This window comes from Hoylesella enoeca JCM 12259, from assembly GCF_000613405.1.
In the GTDB taxonomy this organism is placed as follows: Bacteria; Bacteroidota; Bacteroidia; order Bacteroidales; family Bacteroidaceae; genus Prevotella; species Prevotella enoeca.
In genome coordinates this window covers 17445-35520 of the sequence record NZ_BAIX01000004.1, presented here as the reverse complement: position 1 = coordinate 35520, position 18076 = coordinate 17445, and the positions used below count along the sequence as shown (strand labels likewise).

Sequence of the window (18076 nt, the reverse complement as noted above, 5' to 3'; positions counted from 1 at the left end):
AACCGCTTGCAGACTCGGTTTTGCCAAATCGAGATAGCAAAGCGCATTACTTTTAGATTTTATAACAAATAAAAACCACGCGAAAAGCAGTTCGTCATTGTTTTTTTTGTAATTTTGTGCGTGCCGAGAAGAAACATTATTCAACACTAAAAATAATAAACAAATATGGCTTTTTTAACTAACGAGAAGTAACAATCGTCGGAGCAGCCGGTATGATCGGCTCGAATATGGTTCAGACAGCCCTCACGATGGGTCTGACAAGTGACATTTGCCTTTACGATGTATTCTCGCCCGAGGGTGTGGCAGAGGAAATGCGCCAGAGCGGATTCGGTGATGTGAAGATCACTGCGACCACAGACGCACGCGAAGCGTTTACAAACGCAAAATATATCATATCTTCCGGCGGTGCACCCCGTAAGGCCGGAATGACCCGCGAAGACCTTTTGAAAGGCAATTGTGAAATTGCCGAGGGTCTGGGTAAGAACATCAAGCAGTATTGTCCGGATGTAAAGCACGTGATTATCATATTCAATCCTGCCGACTTGACAGGTCTTGTAACACTGCTTTACTCGGGTTTGAAGCCCTCGCAGGTAACAACGTTGGCCGCATTAGACTCGACTCGCTTGCAGAGCGCATTGGCTAAGAAATTCAACGTAATGCAAAGCGAAGTGAAAGGGTGCGCTACTTACGGCGGACACGGCGAGCAAATGGCAGTCTTCGGGTCGAAAGTGACCATCGACGGAAAGCCTCTTACCGAGATAATCGGTACACCCGCGTTCCCCAAAGAGGAGTGGGAACAGATGAAAACAGACGTCACCAAGGGTGGTGCTAAGATCATCGAACTGCGCGGACGTTCATCTTTCCAAAGCCCGGCATACCTCTCTGTTGAGATGATTCGCTCGGTGATGGGCGGCGAACCGTTCCGTTTCCCCGTCGGAACTTATGTCAAGACCGACAAATACGACCATATCATGATGGCTATGAAGACCACACTCGACACCACGGGCGCTCATTTCGAGGTTCCGCAAGGCACCGCCGAGGAGAACGCCAAGCTCGACGCAAGTTACGAACACTTGTGCAAGATGCGCGATGAGTTGATAACACTCAATATCGTTCCACCCGTATCGGAGTGGAACACGGTCAATCCAAATCTTTAATTACAGGTATTTTTCTAAGTACGGAAATGAAAGAAACCCGGGAAGTTGTTTGAAACTTTCCGGGTTTTATGATGTTCGGTCGCGCAATGGCAGCTAACGCACGATACGCCTTTTGAGAAACGGCAAGCCCATCAAAGCATTTCTGCCAGCTCAGCGAGATGGATACCGTTGCTGCCTTTAATCAGGATATAGAACCCCTCGGGCCGATTCGCACGAAGTGTGGCCTTGACTTCCTCCACATTTGCAAACTTACGGAAGCGGCATTCGATCCTGCCAAACTCCTCGCCCACCAACCACACCTCCTCAAAGGGCAACGTTTCAAGCAGCGAAACGATCTTCGTGTGCTCTTCAAAGCTTTGCTCTCCCAGTTCGCGCATATCCCCAAGAATAACCATTTTAGGGCCGACGGCCATATCGCGAAAGTTGAGCAAGGCCGCATTCATACTCGTCGGGTTGGCGTTGTAAGCATCCATGATCAGATGATTGTGCACCGTTTCTTCTAACTGTGAACGGTTGTTGCCGGGAATATAACGCGCAAGTGCATTGCCGATCTGCGCAGCCGACACGCCAAAATGTGTGCCGATGCTGATGGCTGCAAGCATATTGTCGAGATTATAAGCCCCAATCAAGTGAGTCCGGACATCGTTCCAACCGGCGGATATACCCTCTTCGCGCCAACGAAAGTGCAGAAACGGGGCACAATCTATCACCTCACCGTGAAACCGAATGCCGTCTTCCTTCCCCTGTCCATAGGTGACGCACCGGACGTCGGACAATGATCACGGCGCATCTCACCCAGAAATGCGTTGTCGGCATTGATAAAGATGAGTCCGTCGGGGCGTCGCACCTGCATAAAATCATAGAGTTCGGCCTTGGTTCTCATCACCCCTTCAAAACTGCCGAAGCCTTGCAGATGGGCTTTCCCCACATTGGTAACGAGAGCAAAATCAGGCTCTGCGATGTCGACGAGCGTGCGGATGTCGCCCGGATGACTCGCTCCCATCTCCACAACAGCCAATTCGTGTTCGCGGGTAAGCCTCAGCAGCGTCTTGGGTACACCTATATCATTATTGAAATTGCCCTCGGTAAAGAGCACGTTATACTTTTCGGCCAGCACGGCAGATACCAGTTCCTTGGTGGTTGTCTTGCCGTTGGTACCCGTTATGCCGATAACCGGCGTGCCGAGTGTACGCCGATGATAGTTGGCCAGCTGTTGGAGTGTTTTCAGACAGTCGTCTACGAGGATAAGCCGCGAGTCTTCAACGCTGCGACGGGCCGTGTCTTCGTCGATAACGGCATAAGAACAACCCTGCTCCAAAGCCTTTTCGGCAAAGTGATTACCATTAAACGATGCGCCTTTCAGTGCGAAAAAGATACTTCCTTCGGGGCAATTGCGGCTGTCGGTCGTGACCGTCGGGTGAGCAACGAACAGTTTGTAAAGTTCTGATATTTCCATTGTCAATATCTGTTGATTCCTTTTTATATGCCTGCAAAAGTAGTAAAAATCCGCTAATATTGGGAATGATCCATAGCGCAATGTTGAGTTAGGCGTGTTTAATAACAAATGATTGCGCGGAGCGCAATCATTCCCTACCTACTGCACCTACAAAACCTACCATACCGACCAATACAGAAAAAGGGTGAAAAGAAGTACATCAGCCCTCTTTTCACCTTTTCACCTTTCTAAGGTTTCGGTGTTGTACCTGCTTTTGTTTTCTTTGCCGGTTCCGGCACTCGCTCAAAAGAGACACCTGTCAGCTCAAAGTATTTCTTCGATAGGATCAGTTTCACCGTAGGCTTGAGGATATGCTCGTTGGCATTGAATTTCTGTCCCTGTTCCACGGCCTTGCTTCGGAATGAGGGCATCAACGTACCCATATCTCCGAATTCCACCGTGTCGCCATTGGCCACCAAGTCGCGTGCCGTATAGATCGCGAGATTGATGATGGCACCCACTTCTTGGGGAGAGAACGTCGTGTTCTTGGCCACCTGCACACAAAAGTTTCGGAAATCGACTCGCTTGCGCCCTGTGATCTGCGCAATCTGCACCATCTTGTCTTTGAGCAATCCTATTGTCATCTTGCGAAGTCTGATAAAAAACTGAATCGGTTTGTTTGCCATAATTATTGTCCTTTCTTTTAATGATTTATATTGTTGTCATAGACCACCTATATACTTCTTGTCCATCACCTATATACCTCTTCCCGACGACCTATATACCTCTCATCGGCGACCTATATAGCTCGTTGAAGAGAGCTATATAGGTCATTTGAGGTCATTGGGCTGTCCAGAGGGGAACTCCACATTTACATTTGGGATATATGCCAATGTAAACTCTATTAGAGCTAAAATTTAAGCAATAGGCTGTACTTCCGTTATATGGATCAGATCCCGTATCTCCTGGATAAGCACTCGCGAAAGTGTTTGACCAATAGGTGCCCAGTTCTCCTAATTCTTCTCCATAATTTCTCGATATCTGCCCTCGCATATAATAACTTGCTGCTGGTAAAAAGAAATACTCTGAGGTGTCAGTCGGCCGTCCCTGTGCAATAAAAGTATTAACCGTCGGGCTACCCATTGTGGAAGGTGGATTAAATCCCGCAGGATAAGTCGTATTGCTGAATCCCGTGATATAGGCTTTTTTCTTAAACCACATACCGCCTTTATATAAGTCACCCCCATTGGTCCACACCATTTCGGCATCCCAATGCGGATCGCCGTGTGCCACATACCAGCTTATTTCATACAGATTGGGGCAGTCTTTGGCCGACCGTGTGGCCGTGTTCGATGCCGTGTTATACCAGCGTGCATCACTGCTATTTTCAGGATAGTGATTCCCACTACCGGGAGTATTGCCGCCACCTGAGTATTGTTCTTTTTCATATCCTTTCCAATAATGCTGCCCTTCTGCTGCATCCCAGGTGTAATAGTATCCCACTTCGGGAACTTGGAGATTAGCCGTTATTGGTGTGATCGTATTCTTCGCATAAGTTCTGACAGGTAGCTGCTTGGTAACAGTTCCAGCTATACTACCATCATAGTTTCGAAGCGTATATTCAATGGTCAGCGCTGTTGTACAAGGAGCAATGGTAAACAACATGGCGTTTCGATCTTGGGTCTTGGTGCCGTCAATGACTTCACCTGTACCAACAATTGTCGAAGTGAGCGGCATACGGGCCTGGCTGGAAACCGTCTTAGATGATCCGCTACCTGTCAATCCACTGGGGGTAAGCGTATAATCTCCACTGATATTGGTATCGGCAGTAACCTTGATACTCTTGATACTCACTCGGTCTGTATTTGCCGCATTAGAGCGTGGGTACAGGATAATATAGGCAGCCTGGTGCTCAAGCTCGAAATAATATTTCCCGTCGGGCTGCTGAGTGGCTTTGGCAAAGCCACAGTCACCACCATCGCTTATGCTAAACTGCAAACCGTAACTGTACGGGTATAATTGTCTTCCATTATTTGTGTCTGGAATATGCACCTTATTGTAGGCCGTTGCATTAGCGCCAGGATAATAGATGTCATAAGACGGAGCTGTTAAACTCTTTCCCTTGAACGTGAAATCAGCTACCGACATGTCTGCTGTTGATGCGACTTCGGCCGTGGCACTGCTGCCGTCAGACAAATAAACTTTGTCTGACGGATTCCAAATAAATTTAGCCGTAGTGGGTGTACTACGGATGAATGACAGGTATGTACGTGTTGCCTGTTTATCATCTTTGCCTGTGTAATTCTTTCCTACGAAAGTCGTTGCATCCTGCTGGTTTCCTGTCTGTTGCAGGGTATTGTCGTCTGTGATATCATTGTTCGCACAGCCCATCAACAGTAGTCCAACTGTCAATGGGATAAATGTTTTAAATGTTTTCATTGCCTTGCTTAATGTTTTTATCATTTAATCTTCCTCCTCGGATAAGTCTTCTTCTTCATCAAACCATCCTGTTTGGCATCGCCGGTCTCGGGATTAATAATGGGTTTCTTGTGTCCACCTTTGATCGTGGAACCGTTTAGCAATGGAAATTCCATTATTGTTTGAATAACACTCATTTCAGGCTTCACATAAGCCCTACTCTCTAATTGTTTTCTGTTCATATTTACTATGTTTTGAATGAATAAATCGTGCTTATTTTCCTCTTGTCGGGTTGACAAAAGGACATAAAAAGGGGAACAAAGGGAACTCTTGTGAGCCCTTTGTTTATAGGAGTTTAGCCGTGCTCTTACGCGCGCGCGTAGGCGAAGACCTAAAATTGTGTCACACCAGGTGCGATGTGTGTGTGTGTGTGTGTGTTAAGACTTTTTCCGAGATATGCAAATATAAAGCGTTAAAAGATGCAAGAGAAACTGAGTTCTTTTGCATCGTGCTGTTGCTGTTTATATTTGCTTGTTTAATCATACTTCTCGTTTAATCCTTTTTTGATCGGCCCCTCGCTTGTTCAGACCCCCATCCCCCTAACTTAGGGGGCGAAGGAGGCGAAGAACCGGCGGCAAAGGTAAAGAATTAATCTTGAACTCACAAGCGTTTCATGAGAAAAATGGCTATTTGCTATCTTTTGTGCCATTCTTTTGAGGGATTCTCAACATTTTATTACCTTTGCAAAAGAGCATAAAACAGACAGATGAAAGACTATACAATCAATGTGCACGGACGTTTGATGGACTTGTCGGAACCCGTTGTGATGGGGATTCTGAACGCGACACCCGACTCGTTTTACGCCGGAAGCCGTGTCCAAACAGATACGGCCATTGCGGCAAGAGCCCACGAAATTATCGAGCAAGGCGGCAGAATCATTGACATCGGGACCTTTTCTACAAGACCGAATGCGGCAGAAGTGACTGCCGAAGAAGAAATTTCGCGGATGCGAAGAGCATTACAGATCGTGCGCCGAGAGCTCCCCGAGGCCGTGATTTCGGTCGACACATTCCGCCCCGAAGTAGCACAGATGAGCGTAGAAGAGTTCGGTGCCGACATCATCAACGACGTTTCGGAAGGCGGAATCACAGGAGTGGCCAACCGACCGTTGGCATCCGAAGCCGCCGAATATCCCGCCATGTTTCGTATGGCGGCCCGACTCGGCACACCTTATATATTAATGTCTGTTCAGCCCGACCTGCGCGAGATGCTCATTTCGTTTGCACACGAAGTACAACAGCTGCACGATCTCGGCGTGAAAGACATCATCCTCGACCCCGGCTACGGCTTCGGCAAAACATTGGAACAGAATTATCGACTGCTGGCCGAAGCCGAAAAGCTACGTGTCATGGAGCTGCCCATCTTGGTGGGCATATCACGCAAGTCGATGATCTACAAACTCCTCGGCGGCGACCCGACCACATCGCTCAACGGAACAACCGTGCTCAACACCCTCTCTCTATCCAAAGGAGCCGACATCCTGCGTGTGCACGACGTGCGCGAAGCCGTAGAATGTGTGCGAATTTTCCAAATGATGCAATCTCACTCATAACCCAATACGCTGCAATATGTTCTTTGAATTTGGCATGAAAGACGTCATCGACATCTTCTTAGTGGCCTGATGTTATTTTATCTCTACCGACTGATGAAGGAAAGCAGGTCGCTTAACGTCTTCATCGGCATCATCGTGTTTATTCTTGTGTGGCTTTTCGTGAGCCAAATCCTTGAAATGCGACTCCTCGGAAGCATTATGGATAAACTCGTGAGCGTGGGAGTCATCGGATTGATCGTGCTCTTCCAGGAAGAGATTCGCAAGTTTCTATACTCCTTGGGAGCCCACCAGCGGTTCCGGTTCATCATGAATTTTTTCTCGTCCGACGCCAAAAAGAATGTCGACAAGACAGCCATCCTGCCCATCGTGATGGCTTGTATGAGTATGGCTAAGGGCAAGGTGGGCGCGCTGATTGTCATAGAGCGGGCCACTCCGCTGGATGACATCGTGGAAACGGGCGACATCATCGACGCAAACATCACACAACGGCTCATCGAAAACATATTCTTTAAAAACTCACCGTTGCACGACGGCGCGATGGTTATTTCCAAAAAGCGAATCAAAGCGGCCGGTTGCATCCTGCCTGTATCGCACAACCAAGACATCCCCAAGTCTTTGGGCTACGCCACCGGGCTGCTTTGGGAATGTCGCAAACCAGCGATGCTCTTGTGGTCGTCGTCTCCGAAGAGACCGGCCGCATCGCCGTGGCCCTCAACGGCACGTTCCATTTGCGGCTGTCGGCAGAAGAATTGGAAAGCGTGCTCGCCGAAGGACTGACCCCCTAACTCAGAGCTGAAAGACAGCACATCAACAATCGGGCAGTGATTCGCGCTTAAACGAGTGATCACTAACACTAAAACGCCATGCGATTAACCATCTTTCGCATGGCGTTTTAGCGTTAATGACAATTCGATTTGCTATGACTTGTTCTGCATTCGCTTTTGTCCTGTCTCTCCATCTCCTGCCTTAGGGAGCTGCGCGGGTGCTCAATCGTCTTTTCCGCAACTCTTACCCGTAGAGAAAATGAGGCGTAAAGACTGATTATAATTGACGTAATTCCAAATCCAGTTGAGCAGCACGACCATCTTGTTTCTGATTCCCAAGATGGAGCGCAGATGCACCACAAGCCACAAGAACCATGCAAACCAACCCTGCGTTTTGAACAGTCGAAATTCGGCCACGGCCTTGTTGCGACCCACCGTAGCCATAGCCCCGAGGTTATGATAATGAAACGGTTGCAAGGCTCGACCTTTCTCCATGCGCTTTAAATTCTCAGCCAGCAGTCTGCCTTGCTGTATCGCCACTTGTGCCAACTGCGGATGACCGTCGGGATAAGCTTCATCGCCTGACATGATGGCCTGATCTCCGATGACGAAAACATCCTTTGCGCCGGGCACACGATTGTATGCGTCGACCTTGATGCGTCCTCCTCGCCCGATCATTTCATTGCCGATGTTGCCGAAGCGCACACCCGTGATACCACTCACCCATATAAACGTGCGGGTGGCAATGCTGCTTCCATCGTCCATTTGCACACGATGGTCCTGATAATCTTTCACCAACTTGCTCAAAATAACATTCACACCCATCGATCGCAAAAACTGTTCGGCAGCCGCAGAAGAGGTTGGATCCATGGCTGGAAGCAGTCGGCGAGCACCTTGAATGAGGTAAATATTCATCAGCGAACTATCCAAATCGGGATAATCTCGCGGTAAAATGGTACGCTTCATTTCCGAAATGACGCCCGCGAGTTCAACTCCCGTGGCGCCTCCACCCACAATCACCACGTTGAGCAACGCCTGGCGCTCCTGCGAGTCGGTGCTCGTGATAGCCCGTTCGATGTTGGTGAGCACGAGATTACGTATTGCCGTGGCCTCGGAAGTGGTTTTCATCGGCAACGCTGCAGCCTTGATACGTTCGTTACCGAAGAAATTCGTTGTGGCGCCCGCAGCCAAAACGAGATAGTCATAGCCGATATTTCCGATGGAAGTGATCACGGTTTTGGCTGTGAAATCAATCGACTCGACCTCAGCCAACCGAAAATAGAAGTCGCGGTAACGCTGGAAGATCCTGCGAAAAGGGAAAGAAATCGAGCTGGGTTCCATTCCCGCCGAGGCCACTTGATAGATCAGCGGCTGAAACTGATGATAATTATTCTTGTCGATCAGCACGATTTGCATACCCGATCGGCGTAAGCGTTTGGCAAGTTCGAGTCCGCCGAAGCCGCCACCAATGATGACCACCCGCTTCTTTCCGCCTTTTTCAATATTCAAATCCATCATTGCAATAGGTTAAAAATGAGTTATTCTTTTTCTCGTTTATCTGCAAATATCATGCCAGACACCCCGATTGACATGAGGGTTAATTCATCTAAGGATTAGTGATCTTCAATTCTCAATTCTTCATTCTTGATCGCCTCGCTGCTGATTAGCCGTTAGTTGCACGACGATTAACGGTGAGTTGCACGCTGAAAAGGCGTTAGTTGCAACGCGACTAACTGTTCATCAGAAAACGCACACCCATCGACCGCAAATGCACCAACTGTCAACTGTCCTCGATCTCCTCATAATATAGGATTTCGGGGACAGATATTTTGTTGTATTTTTGCAGCCGAATTACATTGGATTTAGTTAATTAGAATATGTTCAACACCATCCTTTTGCTGGCTGCCCTCATGCCAGTCGCCTCGCCGAATGAGACTGATTCGACCATTGCACATCGCATTGATCTCGACGAAGTGACCATAACCGAGTTCAAACAGAATAAACATAACCTGACGCCTACGTCGGTTTCAGCTTTCAACAACAGGTTTTTGGGCCGACAGGAAGTGACGAGTCTGAAAGAATTGACGGCTGTGATACCCAACTTTTTTATGCCGGATTACGGATCAAAACAGAATGCTCCCGTTTATGTTCGCGGTATCGGAGCCAAGGCTAAGGGCCCAACGGTGGGCTTTTATGTCGATGGTATGCCTCATTTTGAGAACTCTGCGTTTGATATTGACATGTCAGACATTGCCGAAGTGGATGTCTTCCGCGGCCCGCAAGGCACACTTTATGGCCGCAATGCTATCGGTGGAATCATCAATGTGCACACATGGTCGCCTTTGGAACATCAAGGCACGCGACTGAAAATGGGTTATGGCAGTCGTAACGACGTTGTCGCGCAGTTTTCCCATTATGCAAAACTGAGTCCGCGGATGGGCTTTTCGCTCGCGGGAGGCTATCATCACAACGACGGTTTCTTCCGAAATGCAGCCACAGGAGCCAAAGCCGACGACATCAGCAGTGGTTTCGGGCGCTTGTCGTGGGTGTGGAAACCGGCCGAGACATGGACTTTGCGACTCGGTTCGATGCTCGATTACTCCGATCAGGGCGGTTATCCGTATGGCGTTTATGATCGAATGACGGGGCAAATTGCGGGTGTTGATTACAACAGAAAGAGTATTTACCGACGCTTTTATCGACAACAGGTCTCAATGTGAGATACAACGGTCCGGCGGTCAGCTTCAACAGCCAGACGGCTTATCAGTTTATCAAAGATCATCAGGCCATCGATCAGGATTTCACTTCGCGTGATTTGTATTTCGTTCTCAATGAGATTCATCAGAATATGATCAGTCAGGAGTTTACGTTCAAGTCCAACAACGACAGTCGTTATCAGTGGATCTTCGGTGCATTCGGCATGTTTCAGCACGTGAACAACAGCGTGGACACGCGCTTCATAGCACGCGACAACGGCTCTGTGGCCGATAGCAAACTGCCGATTGCGGCTTTGGCGTTTTATCACCAGTCGTCTTACAATCTGTGGCGAGGGCTTTCGCTCACGGCAGGTCTGCGTTTCGACTATGAGCATTCACGTGATCGTTATGCCCAAAACAGTTATGTTCTCAGCACGAATAGTGGTCACAAGATCATCAATTCATTTGAAAAAACGCTCCATTTTCATCAATTCACGCCCAAATTCACCGTTCAATATCTCACCTCGAAGCAAAACCTGTTTTACGCTTCACTCACACGCGGTTACAAAGCAGGCGGTTTCAATCAGACACTCCGCACTGATAACGAGCGCACTTACGGTCCGGAATACAATTGGAACTATGAAGTGGGTACGAAATTCAACCTTTTCGGCAATCGATTGACAACCGAATTGGCTTTGTTTTACATCGATTGGCGTCATCAGCAGGTGAATTTCACGGTTCCGGGAGTAGGAAATATCTTGCACAATGCGGCTCATTCGGATAGCAAAGGCATGGAGTTGACCGTCAATGCACGTCCGTTGCAGGGCTTTGACGTGCAAATGAGTTACGGATATACTTTTGCGCGCTTCCTCGATTACCACAAAAGCGATAAAATTGATTACTCAAACAACAAATTGCCACTGGTTCCCCGCAACACGTTTGGGCTTCAAGCGAGTTACACGATGATGCCGGCGGGCCACATCTTGGATCAACTCACGTTGAGTGCAGGCCTCACCGGCATCGGAAAAATCTATTGGGCGGAAGACAATGAGGTGTCGCAGAACTTTTATATGTTGCTCAACGCGAAGCTGAGTGCCACTCGCGGCATATTCACTTGGGAACTGTGGGGCAAGAATTTGACTGAAACGAAGTATCTGGCCTATTATTTCAAAGCGCCCACAGACTTTGCCCAAAGAGGAAAACCCATCAGTCTGGGCACGTCGATCATCGTGAACTTTTAATTGAATGGAGTGTAAACGAATGGAAAACGAAGATTTCCGAATGCGCGATGTGGTGGTGATCGGTGCGGGACTGACGGGTCTTACCGCTGCTTTTTATGCTCAAAAACGGGGCTTGAATGTTGAAATCGTCGAGCAGGCAGACCGTATCGGCGGACAAATCTGCACCCATCGGGTGGGCAACTTCATCTTTGAGAGCGGGCCAAACACCGGTACTGTCTCTTGTCCAGAGGTTGCTGAACTCTTCAATGATCTGCATCCGCATTGCGAGTTGGAGTTGGCAAGAGCCTCATCCAAATGCAGACTGGTTTGGAAAAATGGCCAGTTTCATCCTTTGCCGCATGGCATCGCAACCGCACTCACCACTCCTCTCTTCACGTGGAGCGACAAACTGCGCATCATCGGCGAACCGTGGCGACGCAAAGGCACTGATCCCGATGAATCAGTGGGGGCTTTGGCCGCGCGAAGATTGGGTAAATCGTATCTCGATTACGCCGTAGATCCGTTTGTTTCGGGCATTTACGCCGGCGATCCGATGATGCTCCCCACGCGGTTTGCATTGCCCAAGCTCTATCATTTGGAGCAAGACTACGGTTCGTTTATACGTGGCGCCATCGCCAAAGCACGCGAACCGAAAACCGAACGCGACCGACTGGCCACACGGAAAGTGTTCTCTGCCCGAGGCGGTCTGCAACACTTGATCGACGCTTTGGGACAAGCCGTCGGGCAAAAGCATGTTACTTGCAACGCAACTAACATCAAGATAGCGCCTGAAAAAGGCTCTTTCGTCGTGCAACTAACAGTTAATGGCAACCAACAACAACTGATTCGCTGCAAGAGAGTGATCACCACGTGTGGCGCTTATGCCCTTCCGGCCTTGCTTCCGTTTGTTGATGCGGCGCAGATGCAGGCCATCAGCAGCCTGAAATATGCCCCGGTGGTGCAGATCGGAGTAGGCATTGCCCATGCAGACAAGGCTCGTCATGCAGCATTCGGCGGTTTGATTCCCTCGCGCGAACATCAGAATGTACTCGGAATCTTGTTTCCTTCGGCTTGTTTTGCGGGTCGTTCGCCCGAAAATGGAGCCGTTTTTTCGTTCTTCCTCGGTGGTGTTCATCACCCCGAGTATATTAGGAAAAGCGACGACGAACTGCAATCGATCATCGATCAAGCATTGCACACGATGCTGAAATACCCTGCCGATATGCCAATCGACGCCTTTCGCATCTATCGCCATCCACAAGCCATTCCGCAATATGAATGGAGCACCGATGCGCGTTTGGCTGCCATTGATGCTATTCAACGTCAATTCCCCGGTCTGATCATCGCCGGCAATCTTCGCGACGGCATCGGGATGGCGCACCGAATCAAGCAAGGTGCAAGCATCGGAAAGACGATTTAAGTTGCCGACAACATTGATCTATCTGATCGCTTTCATCCGATCATGCAACTGTTTCATATCTCGCGATATTCGTAACACGTATGTCTGCACGCCGATTAACGATTACTTGCGTTGCAACTAACGATGAGTCGGCGCGCGATTAACGGTGAGTTGCTTGGCAAATTGTATTGGCATGCTCATCACTTTTTTGCAAAATATTTGGAGGTTCGGAATATTTCGTTAACTTTGCAGCGTAAACCAACTCTACGAAAGAGTCGAGACAGACTCTTGATGATGCTGAAAACCGATACTAACAACAAGCTATTAAAAACATCAACACTATGGAAAGAAAACATTATCTGAATGCTTTGTTCCTGGCTTTGGCCTCATGGGTTGCCCCATCGCAGCACAACGAGCCGGAGCAGAGGCGTTGTCCGTCGCACAGACTGTGACCGCCAAACTCAAAGGAAAAGTGATCGATGCGCACACCGGAGAACCACTCATCGGCGCGTATATCACTGTTGAGGGTACGAAACGCATGGCAGTGACCGACATTGACGGTGCGTTCGCTATCGAGGCGACACCCGGCGAGCGACTGCAAGTGGCCTCTCTGGGCTATAACAAACAGACGGTGAAGGCCGCAGATGGTCTTACCGTGAAACTCATTCCGCGCGAGACAACGCTGGGCGAGACTGTCGTGGTAGGTTATAGCACGCAAAAACGCAACAGTTTGACGGGTTCGATGTCGTCGGTTAACGCCAAAGATCTGACCAACACCACGACACCCAACGTGACTAATATGCTCTCGGGTAAGGTGCCAGGGCTCAATGTGGTGCCTGGTTCGGGAAGACCGGGTGCGTTCGGAGCCATCATTATCCGCGGAAAATCAACCATCAACGGGAGCACGGCACCGCTTTGGGTGATCGACGGTGTGATTGTCGGCAAAGATCCCGGTGATATTAATCCCAACGATATTGCATCGCTCACGGTGCTGAAAGACGCAGCTTCGACAGCTATCTATGGTTCGCAGGGAGCCAACGGTGTGATTGTTGTCACCACGAAATCGGCTCAATCAGGTAAGACGAGCATCAATTTCTCAGCCAAGATGGGTGTTTCGGCGCTCAATAATGGTAAGGTGGAAATGATGAATGGAGCTGAACTATATGATTATTACAAGTCGTTTTCCAATGCATCGGAGATCTCTTTCACGCGCTGGAATGATCAATTGCGCAACAGCAACTTTGATTGGTGGAAGCTGGCAACACACACCGGTTTTGTGCAGAACTACGATCTGTCGATCAGTAGCGGTTCTGAGAAACTCAACGCATTGTTCACCGGCGGGGTGTATGATGAAAACGGCGCCGTGAGAGGCTATGACTACACGCGCTATAACGCAATGTTTAAACTCAATTTCAGCCTTATCACTGGATCGCTATTCGTCCGACGGTGAGTGGGCACAAGGGAGTGATCGACGACAAACAACGTTCTGTGACGGCAATGTATTCAATGTTACCGTGGGATTCGCCGTATGATAAAGACGGAAACATCGTCGGCAACTATTCGTCTGACTGGGTAAACAGCAACTCAACGAACTATCTTTACGAACTGCAATATAATTGGAGCAAGTATGATTCCTATTCTTTCAACGGCAACTTCGACTTCGACATTTACTTGACAGACTGGCTTACGTTCTCATCTGTCAATAGTTATCGTTGGCATACGCACTTCGACAAATCTTATACGGATCCTCGCACGTCGGGAGCAGAAGATATCGGGCGTGTGAGTGAAAGCAATTCCACCGCCATCCGACGCTATACCAATCAGTTGTTGAAAGCTACGCGGAGATTCGGTAAATACAATGGATTCCTCATGTTGGGCTATGAATTCAACGATGGAGAGTATAAATTCAATGGTGCTAACGGCACAAGAATCGTTCAGGGTTACTCACAACTCGACCTCGCGGCTACTCCCGAGGCAGTCAGCGGTAACAAATACGAGTGGGCTGTGCAATCTTTCTTTGCCAATTTCAACGGCGATTACGACAATAAATACATGTTGCAATTGTCTCTCCGCACTGATGGCGCTTCCAATTTCGGTGAAGACGCCGCTTACGGAACATTCTTCTCGGTGAGTGGCGGATGGGTAGCTACAGCCGAAAAGTGGTTCCGAGTGCCGTGCATCGACTATCTGAAATTGCGCACTTCGTATGGAACCGTGGGCAGTCGACCTAATAGTCTCTACCCGCAATACGACCTTTACAGTCTCACCCAGAGTTATGACGAAACGCCGGGAGCTATGATTTCGCAGATCGGTAATCGCAAACTGACGTGGGAAAAGACCACAACCATCGGTTTGGGAGTGGATTTAAACATGTTCAAAAGATTGCGAATGACATTTGATTTGTATAAGAAACGCACGAATAATCTGCTTTATGAAGTGCCCGTTTCGGGTGTTATGGGCATAACAAGCGTGTGGCAAAACATCGGCGAACTGACAAACACAGGCTTTGAAACCACGCTTTCGCTCGATATAATCAAACAGAAAGATTTTGCTTGGACGCTGGATGCCAACTTCTCAACTAATTCCAACAAAATCAAGAAGCTCTATGGCGGACGCGATCAAATTATTCGCGGTGACGGATTTGCGGGTTCTGCCAACACGTTATTAAAACCGGGACTAAGCTCCGACACGTATTATCTACGTGAATGGGCGGGTGTTGATCCAGCAAATGGCGCTCCGTTGTGGTACACCACGGATGCAAACGGACAGCGCGTAACCACAGATTCGTATGCGAAAGCTGATCAAGTGGAACTCGACAAACATGCAACACCAACGGTCTTTGGCGGTTTTTCCACGACGCTTCAATATAAAGGATTCGACTTGAATGCTGTTTTCGGTTATTCACTCGGTGCTCACATCTATAATTATGCACGTCAAGAATACGATTCCGACGGTGCTTACACAGACCGAAATCAATTTAAACTCAAAAAGGGTTGGACTCGTTGGACCAAAGCCGGAGATCAAGCCACTCATCCGTTGGCCTCTTACAACAATTCGACCAACTCCAACAAAGCCTCTACACGCTACTTAGAGAGTGCCGATTTCTTAAAACTTCGCTCCGTCACTTTGGGTTATAATTTTTCTTTGAAGAGTGAAATCATCAAGGCATTGCGCGTTTATATCAGTGGTGAAAACCTCTTCTGCATCACGGGTTATTCAGGAGTGGATCCCGAATTACCTGCTTCCGATGACGGACGGAATAGTTCCGGCGAGCGTTCCACGGCTCTTTCTGTGTCTGCCGGACCAGGAGTTTACCCCTCGGTACGCAAGTTTATGCTCGGTGTTAATGTCACATTCTAAATTGTTTAAGTCACTATGAAGAAGCTATTTATATCGATTGTCGCTGTCATGGCATTGCTTTCGTGCAGCGTCGAACGCCATCCCGAGTATATGATGGAGGGCGACAGGGTGAAGAAAGACATTCAAGAGACGTTTTCTTCACTGTTGAACGGGTGCTACGGTTACCTCAAAACATGGTCGGATCCGATGTATCGGTGCGGCGAATATGCGGGCGATAACATCGTGATTCGCGGTACTTCGACCGACGCTTTCTACGAATTCATCTCTTATTCACGCACACCGAACAACTATCGGTTGCAAAATTTCTGGGATTACAGCTATAAAGTGATTGCCCAGACATCGAATATCATCAAGTCGACAGCCGAAGGACAGAATGCCACAATGGACACACAATTGGGCGAATGCTATTATCTGCGTGGGATGTTGTATTTCTATCTCTGTCGCGCTTTTGGCAAACCCTATGCTCAGAATCCTGAAAAGAATCTCGGATTACCTCTTGTCAATGGCACACCCGACGATCCGGTGAACACCCGATTGCCGTCGCGCTCCACTGTGAAAGAGACTTATGAGCAAGCCATCAACGACTTGGAGAAAGCCGCCCAACTGATGACCGTCGACCTGCACGGTGCCAAGAAGTGCATCTTTGCATCTCGCGAAGCTGCTTGGGCGATGTTAAGCCGCATTTATCTCTATATGAGTGGCACTTATGAAAATCCCAACACGACTTATGCAAAGAAGTCGGTCGAATATGCAACCAAGGTAATCGACTCTGGAAAATTCAAACTCCTGCCGCGTGAAAATTATGGAAAATCAAACACGTTAGCGCCCGAAGATAACACCGAAAACATCTTTGTTGTCAAACGTGTAGAGTCAGAATACTCAGGAGACGACTATTATTACACCATCGGTGGTATGTATTCGAACATCGGCGGCATGGGTTGGGGTGAGATGTATGCCAGTGCGAAGTATCTGTCGATGCTCAATGAGACCGGCGAAAACGATTGGTTCAACCACCATTACACTGATATTCGCGCACAATTCATCGAACCTCAGTATGTGAAAGATAATGATAAATACACACCTGTATTCCGTTTCATCAAAAACGTATATGCTGCCGATGGATCGCAAGTGAATTTCAATTACGTGCAAGCACCTTACAAACAGACTGCCGGTGGCATTGTGACCTGTTCGATAACCGAAGACAACACCACCACTAACTATACGCTGACTGCCGTTGATGCTTCGCAACGCCGCTATTCCATTCATTACAAGGACGGGAACACCTATGAAGGCGTGCTTGATTACCAAATAAAGCTCAACCGCGTATATCCGATGTTCTACATCGTGAAATGTTCCCGTCAGGGCGGAGGCGAAAATCAACTTTACTCCCCGATTGTTTCGCGCCTCGATGAGATGTATCTCAATCGTGCCGAAGCATATGTGAAGTTGGGTAATCTGACGTCAGCGATGGCCGATGTCAACGTGATTCGCGGTCGTGCCATCGTTGGAGGCGAGTACACGGCGGCGCAATTCACTGCGACGACAGCCAAGCGTCTCGTCGACAAAGAGCGTCAGCTGGAACTGGCTTACCAAGCCGAACGCAGTTACGACGTGTTCCGCAACGGCGATTTACTCACCCGTCGCTATCCAGGTCCACATAAACCGATGGTCGATATACCAGCAACGGACTACCGCGTGATCTATTTCATCCCGCAGTCGGCCATCAATGCCTATAACGGAACGCTGGAGCAAAATCCAACTTCGAATTAATCCATGATTCGCCATTCATCATTTATAATGAATTCCGAACGGATCGACAGCGCATCCGATCCCTTGTTGCAATACGATTTGTAAATCGATCAAATCAAACTTGGCATCCGGTCATTTGCAAATAATATCGGATTGCGCAGCAACCAACCGTTAATCGGCGTGCAACTAACAGTTAGTTGTCGCGCGATTAACGGTGAGTTGCATGGCAAAGCGTATCTATTTGCTAATCAAATTTCTACAAAAAA

Annotated in this window: 9 protein-coding genes and 4 pseudogenes; 8 read left to right on the top strand and 5 right to left on the bottom strand. The window is 48.5% G+C overall.

What is annotated here, in order from left to right:
• Positions 1-165: 165 nt before the first annotated feature.
• Positions 166-1157: pseudogene (locus tag JCM12259_RS02330) on the top strand (malate dehydrogenase).
• A 131-nt stretch (positions 1158-1288) separates the two neighbouring features.
• Here the strand turns inward: JCM12259_RS02330 and JCM12259_RS13390 are convergent.
• The 4 genes and pseudogenes from JCM12259_RS13390 to JCM12259_RS02310 all read right to left on the bottom strand — a co-directional run bounded on the left by JCM12259_RS13390 (position 1289) and on the right by JCM12259_RS02310 (position 5252).
• Positions 1289-2613, bottom strand: a pseudogene (locus tag JCM12259_RS13390) (UDP-N-acetylmuramoyl-tripeptide--D-alanyl-D-alanine ligase).
• Between the two features lie 227 nt (positions 2614-2840).
• A complete protein-coding gene (locus tag JCM12259_RS02320; protein ID WP_025065267.1) occupies positions 2841-3278 on the bottom strand; it encodes an HU family DNA-binding protein in 438 nt (145 codons plus the stop codon).
• Positions 3279-3432: 154 nt separating this feature from the next.
• The gene (locus JCM12259_RS02315; RefSeq protein ID WP_148299551.1) at positions 3433-5031 is read right to left on the bottom strand and encodes a hypothetical protein; all 1599 of its coding nucleotides are present in this window, start codon (positions 5029-5031) and stop codon (positions 3433-3435) included.
• A 20-nt stretch (positions 5032-5051) separates the two neighbouring features.
• The gene (locus tag JCM12259_RS02310) at positions 5052-5252 is read right to left on the bottom strand and encodes a hypothetical protein (RefSeq protein ID WP_148299550.1); all 201 of its coding nucleotides are present in this window, start codon (positions 5250-5252) and stop codon (positions 5052-5054) included.
• A gap of 524 nt (positions 5253-5776) precedes the next feature.
• Between JCM12259_RS02310 and folP the strand changes: the two genes are divergently transcribed.
• Positions 5777-6622 carry a dihydropteroate synthase gene (gene folP / locus JCM12259_RS02305; RefSeq protein WP_025065264.1) on the top strand — a complete coding sequence of 282 codons (846 nt, stop codon included), beginning with the start codon at positions 5777-5779 and terminating at the stop codon, positions 6620-6622.
• A gap of 16 nt (positions 6623-6638) precedes the next feature.
• Positions 6639-7407: pseudogene (gene cdaA, locus JCM12259_RS13385) on the top strand (diadenylate cyclase CdaA).
• Between the two features lie 201 nt (positions 7408-7608).
• On the opposite strand, the gene JCM12259_RS02295 reads toward cdaA, so the two are convergent.
• Positions 7609-8901 carry an NAD(P)/FAD-dependent oxidoreductase gene (locus tag JCM12259_RS02295; RefSeq protein ID WP_025065263.1) on the bottom strand — a complete coding sequence of 431 codons (1293 nt, stop codon included), beginning with the start codon at positions 8899-8901 and terminating at the stop codon, positions 7609-7611.
• A 362-nt stretch (positions 8902-9263) separates the two neighbouring features.
• Here JCM12259_RS02295 and JCM12259_RS17710 point away from each other — a divergent pair.
• The 5 genes and pseudogenes from JCM12259_RS17710 (at position 9264) to JCM12259_RS02270 (ending at position 17831) form a co-directional block, all read left to right on the top strand.
• Positions 9264-11323 (top strand): annotated as a pseudogene (locus JCM12259_RS17710) (TonB-dependent receptor).
• A gap of 19 nt (positions 11324-11342) precedes the next feature.
• Positions 11343-12722, top strand: coding sequence for a protoporphyrinogen oxidase (gene hemG / locus JCM12259_RS02285; RefSeq protein ID WP_025065262.1), 1380 nt, complete (start codon positions 11343-11345; stop codon positions 12720-12722).
• A gap of 367 nt (positions 12723-13089) precedes the next feature.
• Positions 13090-14151, top strand: coding sequence for a TonB-dependent receptor plug domain-containing protein (locus JCM12259_RS17100; RefSeq protein WP_234396528.1), 1062 nt, complete (start codon positions 13090-13092; stop codon positions 14149-14151).
• Complete coding sequence (locus JCM12259_RS17095) at positions 14148-16061, top strand: SusC/RagA family TonB-linked outer membrane protein (RefSeq protein WP_234396527.1); 1914 nt, start codon at positions 14148-14150, stop codon at positions 16059-16061. Before JCM12259_RS17100 ends, JCM12259_RS17095 begins: the two co-directional genes overlap by 4 nt.
• A 15-nt stretch (positions 16062-16076) precedes the next feature.
• Positions 16077-17831 carry a RagB/SusD family nutrient uptake outer membrane protein gene (locus JCM12259_RS02270; protein ID WP_025065260.1) on the top strand — a complete coding sequence of 585 codons (1755 nt, stop codon included), beginning with the start codon at positions 16077-16079 and terminating at the stop codon, positions 17829-17831.
• Positions 17832-18076 lie beyond the last annotated feature (245 nt).